The organism is Paenibacillus xylanexedens (genome assembly GCF_001908275.1).
In the GTDB taxonomy this organism is placed as follows: Bacteria; Bacillota; Bacilli; order Paenibacillales; family Paenibacillaceae; genus Paenibacillus; species Paenibacillus xylanexedens_A.
In genome coordinates this window covers 2218655-2236274 of the sequence record NZ_CP018620.1, presented here as the reverse complement: position 1 = coordinate 2236274, position 17620 = coordinate 2218655, and the positions used below count along the sequence as shown (strand labels likewise).

Here is a 17620-nt window from a genome sequence, read left to right as displayed (position 1 = left end):
AATTGAATATAAGTGCTGTTGGTCTTCCCATGCTGCTTTTCTGCTTCTGACATTCAGCCGGTTACGGCTCCAAGCCCCATACTTTGGTGTTTCCCTGATACCCGGTTACCTTGTTCCATACGGCAAAAGCCGTCTTGGAAGCATCATAGGAATAATCATTACTTTGATCGAAATTACTCCAGTTATTTTTGGAAAAGCGTGCTTGAATCACGCCAGTCTCTGCTCCAGCGGCCAAACTGCCTGCTCCAGGCTTAAAGCTAATCTCCAGATACGTATCTGCGGTACCCTTCGCCGGATTCACTGCGACAAATGTACCTTCAACATTGGCCGTGCCCATATCGGCATAATCACACCAGAAGGTCATTTGATCCGCACCATCCTTGGTGAAATAATATCGGATCTTCACGGTACTGAGATCAATCGCCTGTGTTCCGGTATTCTTCACGTTGAACTGCGGAGTCGCCGCATTACTTGAATTCCCGGACCCTCCGCTGCGGTACTGCACTTCGAGTGTACCCGTCGTCACCGGAGGTGCAGAAGGCGTCAGTGCCAGGACATTGGACAGTGTCTGTCCGTTCGCATTCACAGCTGCAATCCGGTAATTGTACGTGGTGCCATTCAGCGCTGTTGTGTCGGTGTAAGTCAACACGGACAATCCGGTTGCCACATCTGCATATGTCCCGCCTGCCACCGAACGTTGTACCTTATAGCTAGTAGCGCCCGAGGCTACTGTCCAGGTCAGGACCGACTGCGCATCACCAGCTGTCCCACTTAAAGTCAGTGCTCCCGGCACCGTCGAAGCTGCTTGCGGGGTAGCCGACACCTGCACAGAACCCGATGATTCCCCTGCTGAATTCACAGCAGTCACTACATAATAATAAGCCGTCCCGTTGGTCAGTCCCGTGTTTGTGTAGGTCAATCCATTAACCCCTGTCGCAACAGTTGTATATGGTCCTCCACTCACCTCGGAACGCTTCACCGTATACGATTCGGCCCCGGATACAGCGGCCCAAGTCAGGTTAACCTGACTGCTTCCTGCTACAGCCTGCACGCCAGCAGGTGCGCCTGGAACCGTGACTGGTGTAACACCAGGCTCCTGTCCATACACCTTCACCCCTGCATCATAGACTGGAAGGTATATACTCTTCACAGGAGTTCCTGTGGTCAGCGTCTGGAACGAATGGTCATTGCTGGCATTCCATGCACCCTGTGGGCCTGTAATGCGGAACTGTACTTCTTTACGATAATTTCCTTCCCCACCTGGATAGATCTTGGTATTACCGAAGTTCGCCGTAATGGCATAGATATGCTGGGCTGCATTCACCACAACTGGTTGGGATACCGTCGCCCCCTCCGTATAGGAGGTTGTCACCTGCACGTCCGATACCGTACGTCCGGCAGCATACACTTCGCTCAAATCCAGGAAATACTTAAAAGAAAGTTGATCTCCCATTCGGGCAGGCCAAGCGGAACGATTATTAAGCTGTGCTCTGATTTCCGTATAATTGGCACCTGATGATTTGATCGCAGCCTCCACAAAGAACTCATCTCCCTTCACCTCAGGTGCAGGGAAGTTCGCCAGGGGCTGATGATTCTGACCAAATAGCAAATTCATCTTTGCCAGTGCGCCGGTAAAACCAGCATTGTAATCGGTTGCGACCTCATTACTCACGTAATCCCCGATATCATCGGTATATCCATCCGATGCATCCGGGCCACCGACCATGGCACCATACAGAATGTGGCGATGGTTAGCCGGGATATCTTCGTTATTCAGCCATGAACCGTGAGCAGTCCGATGATGCGGATGTTGAGGTGCATTTTGCCCATATCCGACCACATAGCTGCTCTGACGCGGATTATCGCCCAGAATATAATTCATCTGTGAGACAGCAAAATCCTGATATCTCGACTTTTTCACAGGATCACTGACCCAATCGGAGTATACAAAAGAAATAAAGGATGCATTCGCTGCATATCGGAGCGATCCCCACTGATCCAGCCACGCCAGACCTCCTGGCGTATACTTGACTCGTGTCCCATTGACTCCAACCGTCCAATAATCCAGATTGCGCTCAGTCGACTGAATAAATCTTGTCGCCTCCGGCATGTTCAAACTGGACGTAATTCGGGCAAGCAGGATCTGGGCACCATAATGTTTACTGTCCCAACCTTGTGTCCAGGTATAGGGCCAATTGGCTGAGCCTCCGCTAGAAGACCACCGGTCCGTAGCTGCAATGGCTTTGGACAAGTAAGCGCTATCATTAGTAGCTAAATAAAGCCATGCTCCGCCCCATGCCAGCTCGTCTTCGTATCCTGTCCACGAATTATAAAACGCTGCAGCATCAGTGATACAATCGGTGTATTCCCCCCGATAGGTATCTGCGAAGTTGTACAGCTCTTTCGCATGTTGGAGCAGTCTGGCCGAATATGCCGGATCATCATCTGCAAATACAATCGATGACGCTGCCAGCGCTGCAGCCGTTTCTGCCGCCAGATCACTGCCCGGGCATGAAGCATCTATCTTGAACGAAGGACGGTTCATCTGCATGACTTCTGCAGGACCCCACCAGGCATGGTCGGTATTGCCTGCCCCCACTTGTCCCCATAATTCATTTGGTTTCGTATGCGCTTTCATAAAATAGTCGGTCGCCCATCGGATATTATCCTTGATCTCCTCCAGTTGTCCGGCTTGTTCATATCCGTCGCTGTATTCCACGACAGACCAGGCGAGCATCGTTGCGGAAGCAGCCATCGGAAAACCAAACTTCACGTGATCTCCGGCATCATACCATCCTCCGGTCAGATCAACGCCTACATCAGTTCCATCCTGCATGCCCGAATTACCACGCCATTCGACCCGATTACTCGCTGGCAACGGACCCGAGCGCTGTGCCTCATAGAAGTAAATGGCCTTTTGCAGTGCTTCAGCATAGTTCTGATTTCCGGCGGCCGCATCCGCCTTACGAATTCCTGTGCCCATCGATAAACTCCCTGCCAGTAATCCTGCCGATAACGCGATCATAGCGACTCGTCTCCACCAGCTCCCCTTCATGTTCAACTATTCATCTCCTCTTCATCAATATTCCGTATGCATTACTCTGGACTGCGAGTATATATCGCTCCTCTCCATGGTGTATTTCAGTGTAACTTCCACCATTAATTACCATTATAGTCTTTTGTTTAACTTGCTATATAAGCGTTGGTGACTTCTGAAATAACATTGTTGTGACCTCCTCTTCGTCAAGCGACAAAAAAAGCTGTTTCTCTGACGCATATGCGCGTTAGAGAAACAGCTTCTCGCCCTTGCTTTGATCAACACCACAGATCAAATGGCACTCTGACCATCTCGTCTGTATGTATCTGTACACCTTAGGTATCAGAACATCTCTTTCTTTGGTTACACTTTGAACTTGTTAATTTGCTCCTGCAGTTCTTCGGCCATTTTGGATAATGAACCTGCGGATGATGCGATCTCTTCCATGGAAGCCAACTGCTGTTGAGTTGCGGCAGATACATTATGAACCCCGCCCGCTGCCTCTCCAGCAATGTTGGAGATCTGACTTACATATCCTACAACCTCAGTTGTACTCGCCGACATTTCCTCTGAACCTGCAGATACTTCCTGGATTTCACCCGCTACTTTGTTGACCGCATCCGAGATCTGCTCGAAGGCTTGTCCTGCCGCAGTAACCATCTCGATTCCTGCTTCTGTCTCACTGCTGTTCACTTTCACTGCCTGAACAGCATGATCCGTATCTTTCTGAATCAATTGAACGAGATCCGTAATTCTTTGCGCAGATGTAGAAGATTCCTCAGCCAACTTACGCACTTCTCCTGCAACTACGGCGAAACCACGTCCGTGCTCTCCTGCTCGTGCAGCTTCAATGGCTGCATTCAGTGCAAGCAGATTGGTCTGCCGGGCAATGTTGTTGATTACCTCGGTAATGGTTCCAATCTCTGCTGAACGTTCCCCCAGCCCTGTAACCAATTCAGTAAGCGAAGCAATGGAATTTCGAACAGAACCCATCTGTTCAACCGCTTGCTGAATAATCATATTTCCTTCAGAAGATTGATTCGCCGCATCTACAGCAGATACGGATACACTCTGAGCAAGCTCGGCAATCTGCTCTGATCCGAGAGCCATCTCATTCATCGCCTGTGAAGAGCGCTTCACAATATCAACTTGATCCGACGTGCCTACAGCCAATTCCTCAACCGTTTCGGAAATCTGTTCCGAGGCTTGAGTATTTTGCTCTGCACTTGCAAGAAGCTCTTCCGATGAAGCCGCTACCTGTTCGGAAGTCATCGATACCGATTCAATCATGGAGCGCAAATTACCACTCATGGTATTGAAGGAAGCCGCGAGCGTTCCCAATTCGTCTTTGTTCTTGAGCACAATCGTCTCACCCGTCAGATCACCATTGGCAATATCCATGGCCGCTTCATTCATCTTTTTGATTGGACGTGAAATGATGCTTGCAATGAAGAAGGCAATGAACACGGCGATCAGGAATGCAAAAATCGTCACTGCCAAAATCACATTAAATGTATTCTCAGCCAACTCGACAGAATCATTCGTTGCTGCATCCGATCCTTCATTGCCCAAGGTAATTAACTTGGCAAGGGTGTCGTTTGCTGTATACCACATTGGGTAGGCCTCAGTATGAAGTCTGCTTGCTCCCGCATAATCGTTTTTCAGACCCATTTCGATGAATCCAGGCATTTTTGCCAGATAGGCTTCGTAATTCGTACTGAAATCCTCATTATACAGCTTAAGTGCTGCTTCATTGCCTGTAAAATACGTTTGCAACTGTTTGCGTTCATCTTCAATCTTGTTGAGAAGTAGCTGCAACGCTTCATTCAGCTTAGCCGATTCGTCTTCGTTCTGTTCAACGATAATTGCAAGCGCCAAACGCTCTACATCCGAAACATCGCCGTTCATCATGCCTAGCAGGCTTACACTCGGCATCCAGGTCTGATCCACATCATTGGCTTTACCAGACATATTATGGATCTGTATTAACGCATAAACGCTTACAACAACCAGCAGAGCCACGACGATTAGAAAACCAGTCAGTAACTTGCCTCGAATCGTTAACTTCAATATCCCCAACTTATTCCCCCGCGTGTCTTCCATGTGTCCCACTCCTCAAAATAATACATATTTATAGTATATCGTCACCTATAGCCATGAATTGTAGATGTCAGAAATCAATTTCTATAAATTTCATTTAACTTCGAACATAACACAAAAGAAGCCTCCCATCTTTGGCAGAACCAGAGATAAGAGACTTCTTTATTGAACAAAACTATTTCGATTTCTCTCCATATTACGTTCAGACGTTAACGAAAAACACGTCGGTGTATGTTAATGAAGAAGTCGGGAATCGACTTGGTATATTTTTTACATAATAAATATACACTAACTATTTGTCAAATAATCCTCACATTGACCGAAGTTACGAAATCAAAGAGGACATTTCACTTTCTTTTTGTTAAACTAATTTGGGTTACATATCAGTTCAATCATAGAAAGGTGAAGATTATGCTTAAAAAATGGTTATGGGGTACAGCCCTGACCCTGGCACTTGCGATTACAGGTGTCGTTGTATATTACGGATATTCGATTGTTCATTTTGCCAATAGCATCTCCACGGCTTCAGGGACTTCCTCCAACTCGTCCTCTTCCGGCACAGACAGCGATTCAGACACACCAACGACAACGATTCCCAGATGGGAGGGCCAGGAACGGGTGAACATTCTGCTCCTTGGTGGAGACTCAAGAGGCGACGATGCAGGACGCTCGGACTCGGTCATGGTCGCTTCCATTGATCCGGTCACCAAGAAAGCCCATCTATTCTCCGTACTACGTGATACCTATGTTGCAATTCCCGGGCATGGCAAAAGCAGACTTAATGCAGCCTTTTCCTACGGGGGTGCGGAGCTGACCAAACAAACCGTCAGTGATCTGCTCGGTATTCCCATTCAGCATTATGTCTACACAGACTTTACAGGTTTCATGGCACTCGTTGATGCGGTAGGCGGTATTGAGATCGATGTGGAGAAAGACATGTATTACACCAGTAAAGCAGATAAACATATGTACGACATTGACTTAAAAAAAGGATTGCAGCATATGGACGGCAAAACCGCCCTGCAATATGTTCGGTTCCGGCATGATGCCACCTCGGATTTTACCCGTACCGAACGGCAGCGGATCTTCATGACCGAGCTGGCCAAGAAAATGCAGAGCACCACGTCGCTCTTTAAAATCCCGGATATCCTGGAAGCCATCGCTCCTTATATTGAGACAGACCTCAGTCCATCCCAGATGTTAAAACTCGCATCACTTGGCTTCGATATCCATGTGAACGAAATCGATCAGCAGCAGATTCCACCAAACAAACTACTCACCAATGAACTGGTCGGCTCAGCTCAGGTGCTGGGTGTTGATGTAACCAAACTCCAGTCCTACATTCAGAAACTGTTTGAAGAAGATGCCGAATCCTCAGAGACTCCATCATCAGAGGAACAGAACTAAAACAAGCATCAGATATATCAATAGAAAAGACGGCCAAAGCCGTCTTTTTTAGTACCTATTTTCTCCATTTAATGCAGCCTTAATGTTTAACAGGTACCCTTATATGATGAACTCCGGTTCCTGGAGGGAGGATTACAATGTGAAAAAAACGCGAATAGCGGAATGGACCGAACTGCGGGGCATTGCCTTTCTGGCGATTGTCATGCAGCATAGTATCGCTGAGTATATCTATCGCGCTGATATTGAACAACCGGATTCCATTATGCTGACCATGATTTATCATCTGACCCGATTTGGTACGCCAACGTTTGTATTTTTATCGGGTGTAATGTTGTTTTACCATCATCGTAACACCAAACCGGAATATCCTCGCTTCATTCGAAAGCGATTTGGCGATATCTATATGCCGTTTGTCGTATGGACACTGATCTACTGGCTTTCTGTCCGTATCTTCACCCCCGCGTTCTGGCTTGCAGGCATACCGGATTTTCGCAGTCTGATTCGTGAACTGTTTATACCACAGACGGGATATCATCTCTGGTTTGTCATTATGGTGTTTCAGTTCTATATTCTGTTCCCCCTGTTCTGGACAGGAGCGAAAACCATTCAGAGACGTATCCAGAACACCTCACGTTTCACGCCCATGCAAGTCATTATCGGACTAATTCTCTTTGCAGCAGCACTATATGCCCTGCTTATGCAATGGTCCTACTATAATATGGGGGACTGGACAGAATCCATGTCTGAGCCTTGGTCAACGTTGCTGCAATATCGCTCCTATTCATGGGTGATGTACTGGTTCTACTTTTTACTGGGTGCCGTATGTGCTTGGTCAGTAGATAGCTGGAGGAGTTGGACCACGAAGATCCTGCCATGGACAATCTGTCTGTTTATAGGGATGTATATATGGCTTGGTTACGATGTGCTGCGTGGGTCCGGGGATGTTGTTAATCTGAATATCTCCACCTATCTGAAACCAACCACATTCCTGATCATTATGGCTCAGATGTTTATGATGTATGGTTTCCTTGTACTAATGCGGGGCAAAGATACACGGTTTCAGCGCCTCTTAGCCTGGATTGGCCGCTATTCATTTGGTGGATATCTGGTTCATGCACTGGTGATCTACGCGATCGCTTACGTCACCAGACCGCTTCAACTCAGTGGATGGCATCTGCCTGTAACGTTGCTATCGTTCCTTGTAACCGTTGGTATTGCTCTTGCAATCAGTTGGGCGCTGTCCAAGCTTCCTGGCTCACGTTTCACCGTAGGGTTAATGCGCAAACCACGTTTAACTCCCAATCCATCAGCTGCTGTGGACAAAAGAAATTCACCTGAGCGAACTCCGTCACCCGGCTCAACTCGCAGTCCGGGAACGAGTGAGCCGTTTTAGAATAAAGAAGAGCGTCCCCTTATGGAGACGCTCTTCTTTATTTCACTTCACTCGAAGTTGATCGTCCAGGAACAGGTTCCTGGGGACCCGGGGCTGGATGCACGTTGCCCTTCTGATTTACAAATCTCTTCAGATCACCCGTTAATTGTTCCTTCAGCTTGTCCACCAGCTGCGTTTCACTAATGCCTTTTGCCTGAGCAATCTCAGCTAGGGATTTCCCTCCCTGAAGCTGCTCGTGCAGTTGAGCAGGGGTCACTCCAATAAACCGGGCAATTTCGCCCTTATCTACCATGGAACGTTTGCCATGGTGGGCAAATTCACGCCGCAAATCACGCAGCGGGGTATTAATGACCTTTTTCAACTTGGTATCCATGTCCGCCTTCGTGGCTGCTGCTTGTTCCTTGGTGAGACAACCTTCTTCTACAGCTTGATCCAGACGCTGTGCAAGTGTAGGCTTCAACTTCTGCAATAACTGTTCCTCACTAAGTCCCTTACGCTCTTTCGCAATCTGGGACAACGTCTTGCCAAGTTCCATCTGTTCTTTCAGATCCCGAAGTCCAATCCCTAGCAAGTCTGCCGTCTCACCAATCATGAACAGACCGTGTCCTGCCTGCATGCATGGCTTCGCTGGTTTACTTGAGGAAGAAACTTTTGACGCATCGTCATGTTCCTCAGCCCGAACCGTTGAATCAGCGAATGCTACATGTCCTGTTGCTGCTGTTATAACTACGGCTGCCAATCCGGCTGCCATCCATGTTTTCCATTTCAAATTCATTTTTCTGCCGCCTTTCCGATGTCGAAATCCTGTGCCTTCCTAGTTTGAGCCTAAAATCCACTTTTTTATGCCATAAAATACAAAAAGTCATCATTTTTCTCACAATTGATCACAAAAAATCCTATTTTTTTCAGTTTATTTCCGCTATACTAAGTGTAACTTCATGATCTAGTCGAACAGTCCTGGACCACCTTATCGCAGGAAGGACGATATGTAATAATGCGGAAAGATTGGTTAGATCCGTTTAGATCCGATCTGGAGGTCGTGTTTGCTTCAGCGGAACAACTCGTACGGGAATATCCCGAACCCTTGTCAGGACATGCATTAGAGCAGCTTCGTTCGGTTAATCCGCTGTTACGAGATTCGGGACACAGCTACATCGGGTACATCACTCCACTTTGGATGCAACACTCAGATAAACTACCCCTAGAGAAAGCACACCAATTAAGTACAGCCTGTCTCATCCATATGTTATATTTTCTGAATCAGGACGACGTGATGGATGAACAACCGGAGAATGCCACATTGAAGTTATCCCTGGGTAATCTATATTACATGGATGCACTTCAATCTTATTCGGTATTATTCAATCCTTCCTCCACGTTCTGGGTCTATTTCAGACAATATGTAGTGGATTGGGCCGTGAGTGTTACGGGTGAGCACTCCATTGATTATTTCCAACAGAATCCCTTGCTGATTGCGCAAAAGGCTGCCCCTCTCCTCATTGGAGCTACTGGTGCACTGCTTCTGCTGAATCAATCCGACCGGATCATCCCGGTGTGTTCTGCCATCAACATCACACTTATGACACTCCAGATGACCGATGACTTCACAGACACGCAACAAGATGCTGTGCATGGAAACTACAACAGCTACCTCTCCCACATATCCGCAGCACTGAATCACAACTATCCAGTTCATCCTCTAAGCGAACGTATACATGACAATGTATACAATACACAACTCATGAACTCTTACGTAGACATTGCTTATCACTACAATCGTACACTAACATCGTCTAACTTAGGAATATCGCATCTTGAAGCGTTTGATTCTTATTTATGCAGTACTTTAGTACAAGCTGTTCAGGACATTACACAACGGAAGAAACAGCTTCTCCAAGGCGGGTTTCATCACTGGATTAGCGAGCAACAGTTGGGATTCTGAGCATAAGGACTAAGCTGATTCAGTTTAATTTTAAATATGAAGGGAATGTTGACGATGATGGTATCAGAGAAAACGTTGCATGAGGATATTATTGAAAAGGCTTGGACTGACGAGCACTTCAGACAACAATTGCACTCCAATCCGAAGCAGGCGCTTCGTGAAGCGTTCGGCATCGTAATTCCGGAGAACATTCAGGTACGCACTGTTGAGGAGCAGCAGAATGACTATGTGCTTGTCATACCTCCCAACCCTTCCAAAGTAAATTATGATGTGAATTGTGGGCCTTGGAGAAGTTAATTCGGGTGAGCTAATCTTGTAGTGTAAGAAATTAGGGGTAGGAACAAAAAAAGCCGCTGTATCCTTCTGTGAGTTCGTCAATCGACGAACTCGACAAAAGATACAACCGCTTCTGTTCCTACCCCTTTGGTGCTTGTAAAGCTAATCTGTCCTTGCATCGCTTCAACAATTCGGAATGTCACCATCATGCCGAGGCCCGTGCCTTTGATTTTATTGGAGAAATAAGGCTCGCCCAACCGGGAGAGTGCTTCCTCGTCCATTCCTTCTCCGTTATCCCTGACATGCACCTTAATCATTCCATCCTGCTTGTACGCCCAGATATCAATCTGACCTTGTCCCTGCAGAGCTTCAATACTGTTCTTGATAATATTGATAAAAGCCTGCTTGAACTTCGAGGAATTGCCTCGAATATATAGATCTGGCGGAATGTCGGTGGTGATTTTCCCACCTTCCAGATTAGCCATCGGTACAAGAATGCCTTCAATATGATTGAACTCATCCGAGATATTGAGCGAGATAATATGGTCAAACTCAGGTTTGGCAAAGGTAAGAAAATCCGTTATGATGCCCGAAGCCCGATCAAGTTCTTCCAGTGCAATTCGCACATACCCCTTATTTTTGTTGTCTTCCTGTTCTGTCATAAGCTGCAGGAAGCCTCTTGTCACCTGAAGTGGATTACGTACTTCATGGGCAACGGAAGCAGCCAGTTCGCTAATAATCTCCATCTTTTCGGATCGCTGCAACTCATTGTTGAACAGCTCCAGTTCCTTGGAATACTCTAGAACTTTAGTATGTTTTTCGGCAAAACGACTTCCGAGAATGGCAATCAACGAGATCACAAATGCAACCATGGACCATTTCCACCATAACAGATGATACGTCCCACTCCGCTGATAATACCACAACAGTTCAGCCACACTGATCAAGGCAAATGTACCAAATCCTGTCGCAAGCAGCATAGCTTCCCGATTTCGTTGCAGCGCTTTGGCGATGGTACCAACCAACAGGATTGTCAGCAGAATGACCAGCACCATGCCAACCACACGCTGTACGAGCAGATTGTAGAGGATCTCCCATTGCCCACCTGAAGTAACATAGATAAATAGAGAGAACACCGCGATAACTGAATATAAGAATAGTATCTTTCGCAGTTTGGTGAAGATTCCATGCAGTCCTGGCCCGATAATCTGTTCAAAAAAATAACATAGCGCTGGCATACCCAGCAGCATCGCCAGATCAAAGACTACGGAATACAGGTCACCATATACCTGATAGAACGTATACAAAAATTGCGAGTACGTGATGATCATCGTGCCGATGGAACCCATCACGATGCATAGCGAGATCCATAATCCCTTATGGAATTTGCCAAGGAAGAACGTACAACTCAGCATCGTAATCGCTGTGAACACAAAGGTAGCGCCCAGAATTACATCAATAAGTCCGTTATGAATATATTTCTCCTGTAACGCGGCATAAGGTCCAACCTGAACAGTACCTTGTATCCCCAGACGGCCTTTTTCATTTTGCGACCATACATAGAGCGTGTCACCTGAATTTTCGCTGGATAAGGGCAGCAACACAGCATTATTATCATAATTGTAATGGTAGTTCTCGTAGACCTTGCGGTCTTCCAGATAAACAACAATATGATTGCCTTTAATGTTCTCAAATCGAATGGCTGAACTTTCCTCACTCAACTCAGGAATGGTCAGGCGAGTCCATAAAGAATTCGATCGATCCGTATTGCTATACTCTAACTTATCGCTGCCTTGCTTTTCCCATATTTCGTCTGCTCCCTTAACCTCACTGATGAACCCTTGATCGTCAACGTTCCCCCATTTTACTTCCCATCCTGTAATGGATACAGGTTGCTGAACCACTCCTGTAGTTGCAAAGACTATCCCATGTGGCATGCCTAGAATAATCAATACACTCATCCATAAGATGACGATAGCTTTGGGCACATTTTTCATTCACAGCACCTCAAAGTTCTAATTTTCCCTATCTTAGATTCTCTCATTTATCATTCGCCACCGTTTGTCACGTCACCTTCTTGAGATAAAATGAAATTTCACATTTAAGTCGATTTATAGTCTTATTTCCATTTTATTGTTAAAGTTATTCGATTAATCACGCAAGTCTTCGAACTGGTTCACTATCATTTCCCGTTCTTTCTGTTCAACTTGACTGCGAAATTCAAGCCACTGCTCTGTCTCCTCATCATCATAGATGGTCCATATGTCGGAAAAAAGGAAATCCCGTAACTGGACAACTTGCCCGGACCATATACCGCCTACCCAAAACAAACCATCCGGACGACGGATGACGGTACGGGAGAACCCGGGTGTGGACGCCTTTTGCCCAATACGGATGCGTGTGATCATATTCCCCAGTGTATACCAGTCCACATGAATCCCTCCCTTACATATTCAAGCTTCATCATAACATAGGCAAAACAGGAAAAGCTGTAAAAACGGTGGCTGAGATTCAATCCTTTGCTCCGGGTGTAATGGTTTCTCAAAGCAAACAAACACGCTAAGGAGATGATTACAATGAATGAGCCCCATCGTACGGTTGAGGTGGAACATAAGGATGTTCAGCATAAATCGGATTCAAGTATGGTCGCTTCCACATTTATTAAATATGCCGCATATATCATTATCTTTTTCGGATTTTTATACTTCTTGGTTAAATATGTATTCCCCAAATTCTAAGGCATTCATATCGTAGTGAACACCCGGAGATAATAACCTGTGCAAGATTACAACACTAGCGCTTTGGGTAACTACGGGGTAAGAAGCATTTGGACAACCGACAATGAAAGGAAGTGTTACTCATGTCTGACAAACCAATTAGTAACGAAGAGAGCGACCGCTATTATGACCGTTATCAGAGGTCCCGCGATATTCCGCCGGAGACGGAAGTCCCGGAAGGCGATATGGATACCTTTGATGAAGTTTCCGGCAGACGGATTGTAACGGAAGATTCGGATCTGGCACCCGTAGCCACAACCGCTGTGGACGAGCCGGAATTGGATTCACGTTTGGCTGAGACACCGCTGGAATCTGTACCGGATGCAGATCTTCTGCAACCGAACAGTCCGGTTGATCCTGCTGCACCCGATCCGGATGCGCTGCATGGTACCGATCTGCTTAATGGTGCTGGTGCGGATGCCAAACCAGAGAACGACATTCCACCACGACATTAACAGTTGTTATGACATCCTGAATGAGGAGGTGCATACACGATGAAGGAAGATCACCAAAAGCATGTGCATGAACCGGATAATCTCGTGACCGAACGGGATATTGACCCGGACTTCGGACTATTCACTGAGGACTCCTTCCCCGAAGCACTTGAGGATGAGGATCAACGTGATGCGGTCGAACATGCCATTCCCAAAGAGAAGGCTTCTCGCGAGCCCTCTTCGGATGACTAACTTATATAGATCCGTAGTAGACTTAAAAAAGATGACGTCTGTAATTTCACAGCGTCATCTTTTTTGTTACCTGTAAGTTCACTTTCTCTTTGCAATTCGGCTTCACCGCTTAGCGGAAACCTTACTTGCCAAGGGCAGTTTGTGATCCAATCCTGACCACTTCGCTACAATCGCAGTGATGATCAATGCCACTCCATTAATAATAAATATCCAGCGTATCGGCAGCCAGCCCCCAAGTACACCACCAATAATCGGTCCCGCCATCGTCCCGATCTGGGCAGCGGACTGATTCAGACTAAAAGCCCTGCCCCGGAAACTCGATGCGGTAGCCTGCACAATCATGGCGTTAATTGCCGGAAATACAGCCGCAAAGAATAAACCATACACAAATCGTAAAATGCCGAATGCTATATAACCTGTTGTAAAGAACTGCAGAAGATTCCCTACAGCCCCACCAACAAGTCCAATGATCAACACTTTACCGTATCCAATCCTTGAACCAATCTTGCCCCAACGCGGCGCCATAATAACTGTTGCTACCCCCACCGCTGAGAAAATAATACCCGAGCTGAGTGAGGCGCGATCCGGCTGAACGCCCATCTCCATCACATAGACCGTCAATAGTGGCTCCAGAATCATGACGGAGAATGTACATATGCCCATCATGCCAAGCACCGTCATAAACAAACGATTCGCTCTTGCTTCACGAATGTCATCCATGACGTGGGAACGCGCTTTGTTCCGGTTGAAGTTCTCTTCTTTTACCCAGAAGGTTGCGATGATTGCTGAGACTAACACAACAATAGCCGAAAACAAAAATGCATTCCGGTTGCCATAATAATGACTCACCACGCCACCAATTAACGGTCCAATAATACCACCAGTGGCTCCTGCAGTGGACATAATACCAAGTGCATAACCAGTCTTCTCTTCAGGTGTATTTGTGCCTACCAGAGCAATCGCTGCTGGAACAAACCCTGCAAGCAGACCCTGAAACAATCGAACAACAATCAGAGAATACGGGTCCTGAACGAAATAATTGATTAAATACAAGACGGCAAGGCTGTATCCCGACCGGATCAGCATGGGCTTGCGTCCGTATTTGTCAGCCAGTGATCCCCAGAACGGAGACACGAGTGCACTCGCGAGAAACGTAATGCCAAATGCCAGTCCTGACCATAACTCCAGGTGATCACGAACCCCCAAGTCAGCACTTAGAAACAGGGGCAGAAATGGAATCGAGATCGAATAGGCGGTGCTGCAAAAAAATACACCAATCCACAATATGACCAGATTGCGCTTCCACGAGAAGTTCATATACCCGCACGCCCTTTCCGTTACTGACGCCGGGACTGCCGTGTATTGGAGCGGACGGAACAGACCCGTACGTCCCCGATGCGGAAGCATTTTCCTTATTTTACACCCATCATTCCATGAAGGCCATCCCTTGTTCACCATAAACACATGTATTACATTGCCATCCTGTCCACAAAAACGGTATGATAGTTGGGTAAATATCCAAATATGATTTGGAGAAAATATATAATGCAGAGATGCAAGGAGGAACGTTTTCATGTCTTTACGGTGGAAAAAAAACACAGTGGTTTCGCTGGTTCTCGCGATGCTGCTTATCGTCATTAGTGGTTGTGGACGCCCTTCGAGTGGCGCTACAGAAACACCAGCTCCAGTTGAACCAACGGGTCCCAATCCGGTAGCTACTATTGAAATGGCAGATGGACAGAAGATCGTCATTGAGTTATATCCGGAAATTGCACCCAATACGGTGAACAATTTTATTTCACTAGCGAATCAGGGGTTCTATGACGGCCTGATCTTTCACCGGGTCATTCCAGGCTTTATGGTTCAAAGTGGTGACCCAAATGGTAACGGTTCGGGCGGCCCGGGATACACGATTAAGGGCGAATTTACATCCAATGGTCACAAAAACCACCTGAATCATACTCGCGGAGTTATTTCCATGGCACGAAAAGATGGAGATCTGGATTCCGCAGGCTCCCAATTCTTCATCATGTTAGCTGACGCGGATCATTTGGATAATGCCTATGCTTCCTTCGGTAAAGTAACGGAAGGCATAGAAACTGTGGATAACATTGCTGCTCAGGAAATAGGTGAAGGTGACAAACCGGTTTCCGATCAAGTTATGAAAAAAGTTACGGTAGACACCCACGGTCTGGAATATCCAGAGCCGGTAAAAATGCCTTAATGAACTTCCTTGCCAAACGGGTGATAATCCATGGTTATGACTTGTTAATGAACTCTAAACAAACAAAAGCTCTGTCCTTTGCGAATCTCGCAAGGCAGAGCTTTATTTATTGATTTTAATGATAGCGGTTACATCTATGACTTTATAAAAAATGACCTCTTCCGGCATCATCCTCAATACATCCATCCCATCAAACGTAACCAGCCGATAATCGCAATCCATAACGGGCAGCTAAAGGCAACGCCCCATGCAAGCCCTTTCAGTAAACCACGGTTTACTTCCACGAACAACGACTCCTTTCTCCAGGGAATAGTCGCAGTATCGGTAATAGTATATGATTTTATACCCGTTTTCATTCGTCACGCAACCCTCGTTTTCCTGCTTTTGTTCCGCAGATTCATGGAATGCTTTACGGGAACCTGATATACTATGACTACTGTACGTTAAATGGAACCTGATTCATGTTTGGAAAGGAGATTTTCCTATGGCAAAATCCAAAAAACGCACTCCTGCTCCCAAAGCAGCAGTAGCACAGGATAAACCCACAACACTGAAGGATCTGCTTAGCAGTGATGTGCTGGAGAAGCTGAAAGCTCAGGCGGATGAAGCCAAGGCTGCCGAAGCGGCTCTTAAAGAGCAGGAACGTCAGCAAGCAGAAGAAGCTCGCCAAGCGGAGCAGAAGCGCCGGGATAACGACTTCGAATATTTGCTTAATAACAGCGCTATGGACTGGAAGAAACATAAGTAAACCAGGGCATGACCTAAGGGTGTCTTCTATCACACATGCCAAAATAATATTACAGCAGACAGATCATGAAGATGATCTGTTCAAAGAACAGGGCCGCATTGCGGTCCTGTTCTTTTTGATATATACACATATGATTCACGCATCTTGAGCCGGGTATGTTAGAAGTAGAGCGTACAACGATAATCTAACTCATGGAGGGATCAGAGATGACAGAACAACGTTTGGAAGGCAAAGTCGCGATTGTAACCGGAGGTGGATCGGGGATTGGTCAGGCTACCGCTATTCGTTTCGCCGAGCATGGGGCCAAAGTGTACATGCTGGATCGCACACCCGAAAATGCGGAGGAAACCAAGCAGACGATTGAAAAGGCTGGCGGAGAAGCGTATGTGATCGAATGTGATATCTCCAAACCGGATAATGTGCAGAAGGCAATCAATCAGGCTGCGGCTGAAGCGGGTAAACTGGATATCATATTTGCGAATGCTGGCATTAACGGAACGATGGCCCCGATTGAAACGATGGAAATCGAGGACTGGGACCAGACGATGGAGATTAATATGCGCGGAACCTTCGCAACCGTCAAATATGCCATCCCCCATCTGAAAGAACACGGCGGAAGCATCATTATCACCAGTTCCATCAACGGTAACCGGGTCTTCTCAGGGATCGGTTTCTCTGCATACGCTTCCAGCAAAGCGGGACAAACAGCATTTACGAAGATGGCTGCACTGGAGCTAGCTCGTTATAAAATTCGCGTAAACGCCGTCTGCCCAGGAGCCATCGATACCAACATTGATGATAACACCTACCCGTCCGATGATCTGAAAGAAGTACAGATTCCCGTTGAATTCCCTGAGGGTCACGAACATCCGCTCAAGGGCGAACCTGGAACGTCGAAGCAAGTGGCGAACCTCGTTCTGTTCCTCGCTTCCGATGAAGCCTCTCATGTTACAGGTACACGAATCTATGTGGATGGTGCGGAATCTCTGCTCCGTGGATAAAAATATAAATAAAAGTTGGCCCCATTCAG

Annotated in this window: 16 protein-coding genes; 10 read left to right on the top strand and 6 right to left on the bottom strand. The window is 46.7% G+C overall.

The window, feature by feature from the left end:
* Positions 1-61: 61 nt before the first annotated feature.
* Together BS614_RS09745 and BS614_RS09740 are read right to left on the bottom strand one after the other, a co-directional pair.
* Positions 62-3055, bottom strand: coding sequence for a glycoside hydrolase family 9 protein (locus BS614_RS09745; RefSeq protein ID WP_084174876.1), 2994 nt, complete (start codon positions 3053-3055; stop codon positions 62-64).
* Between the two features lie 345 nt (positions 3056-3400).
* A complete protein-coding gene (locus BS614_RS09740; protein WP_084174473.1) occupies positions 3401-5140 on the bottom strand; it encodes a methyl-accepting chemotaxis protein in 1740 nt (579 codons plus the stop codon).
* A 408-nt stretch (positions 5141-5548) separates the two neighbouring features.
* Between BS614_RS09740 and BS614_RS09735 the strand changes: the two genes are divergently transcribed.
* A complete protein-coding gene (locus tag BS614_RS09735) occupies positions 5549-6544 on the top strand; it encodes an LCP family protein (protein WP_074093834.1) in 996 nt (331 codons plus the stop codon).
* A 139-nt stretch (positions 6545-6683) separates the two neighbouring features.
* On the top strand, positions 6684-7937 hold the full coding sequence (locus BS614_RS09730) for an acyltransferase (protein WP_074093833.1): 1254 nt from the start codon (positions 6684-6686) through the stop codon (positions 7935-7937).
* 37 nt (positions 7938-7974) lie between these two features.
* Here BS614_RS09730 and BS614_RS09725 read toward each other — a convergent pair whose 3' ends face one another.
* The gene (locus tag BS614_RS09725) at positions 7975-8712 is read right to left on the bottom strand and encodes a hypothetical protein (protein ID WP_074093832.1); all 738 of its coding nucleotides are present in this window, start codon (positions 8710-8712) and stop codon (positions 7975-7977) included.
* 219 nt (positions 8713-8931) lie between these two features.
* Here BS614_RS09725 and BS614_RS09720 point away from each other — a divergent pair, with 219 nt between their 5' ends.
* Both BS614_RS09720 and BS614_RS09715 read left to right on the top strand, forming a co-directional pair.
* Positions 8932-9879, top strand: coding sequence for a hypothetical protein (locus tag BS614_RS09720; RefSeq protein ID WP_074093831.1), 948 nt, complete (start codon positions 8932-8934; stop codon positions 9877-9879).
* A gap of 54 nt (positions 9880-9933) precedes the next feature.
* Positions 9934-10176: an NHLP leader peptide family RiPP precursor gene (locus BS614_RS09715; protein ID WP_084174472.1), complete on the top strand. Its 243-nt coding sequence runs from the start codon at positions 9934-9936 to the stop codon at positions 10174-10176.
* A gap of 77 nt (positions 10177-10253) precedes the next feature.
* Here BS614_RS09715 and BS614_RS09710 read toward each other — a convergent pair whose 3' ends face one another.
* The gene (locus BS614_RS09710) at positions 10254-12152 is read right to left on the bottom strand and encodes a sensor histidine kinase (protein ID WP_074093830.1); all 1899 of its coding nucleotides are present in this window, start codon (positions 12150-12152) and stop codon (positions 10254-10256) included.
* A gap of 153 nt (positions 12153-12305) precedes the next feature.
* On the bottom strand, positions 12306-12587 hold the full coding sequence (locus tag BS614_RS09705; RefSeq protein ID WP_036611533.1) for a hypothetical protein: 282 nt from the start codon (positions 12585-12587) through the stop codon (positions 12306-12308).
* 144 nt (positions 12588-12731) lie between these two features.
* On the opposite strand from BS614_RS09705, the gene BS614_RS31785 reads away from it, so the two are divergent.
* The 3 genes from BS614_RS31785 (at position 12732) to BS614_RS09695 (ending at position 13618) form a co-directional block, all read left to right on the top strand.
* Positions 12732-12893 (top strand): hypothetical protein, encoded by a 162-nt coding sequence (locus BS614_RS31785; RefSeq protein WP_017690239.1) that lies wholly within the window; start codon positions 12732-12734, stop codon positions 12891-12893.
* Positions 12894-13015: 122 nt separating this feature from the next.
* Entirely contained in the window at positions 13016-13387 is a 372-nt protein-coding gene (locus BS614_RS31455) for a hypothetical protein (RefSeq protein WP_157116061.1), read from the top strand.
* 39 nt (positions 13388-13426) lie between these two features.
* On the top strand, positions 13427-13618 hold the full coding sequence (locus BS614_RS09695) for a hypothetical protein (RefSeq protein WP_074093829.1): 192 nt from the start codon (positions 13427-13429) through the stop codon (positions 13616-13618).
* 102 nt (positions 13619-13720) lie between these two features.
* On the opposite strand, the gene BS614_RS09690 is transcribed toward BS614_RS09695, so the two are convergent.
* On the bottom strand, positions 13721-14935 hold the full coding sequence (locus BS614_RS09690) for an MFS transporter (RefSeq protein ID WP_074093828.1): 1215 nt from the start codon (positions 14933-14935) through the stop codon (positions 13721-13723).
* A 256-nt stretch (positions 14936-15191) separates the two neighbouring features.
* Here BS614_RS09690 and BS614_RS09685 point away from each other — a divergent pair, with 256 nt between their 5' ends.
* The 3 genes from BS614_RS09685 (at position 15192) to BS614_RS09675 (ending at position 17591) form a co-directional block, all read left to right on the top strand.
* Positions 15192-15842, top strand: coding sequence for a peptidylprolyl isomerase (locus BS614_RS09685; RefSeq protein WP_074093827.1), 651 nt, complete (start codon positions 15192-15194; stop codon positions 15840-15842).
* Positions 15843-16326: 484 nt separating this feature from the next.
* On the top strand, positions 16327-16590 hold the full coding sequence (locus tag BS614_RS09680) for a YqkE family protein (protein WP_036612099.1): 264 nt from the start codon (positions 16327-16329) through the stop codon (positions 16588-16590).
* A gap of 206 nt (positions 16591-16796) precedes the next feature.
* Positions 16797-17591, top strand: coding sequence for an SDR family oxidoreductase (locus tag BS614_RS09675; RefSeq protein WP_036612094.1), 795 nt, complete (start codon positions 16797-16799; stop codon positions 17589-17591).
* Positions 17592-17620: the final 29 nt, after the last annotated feature.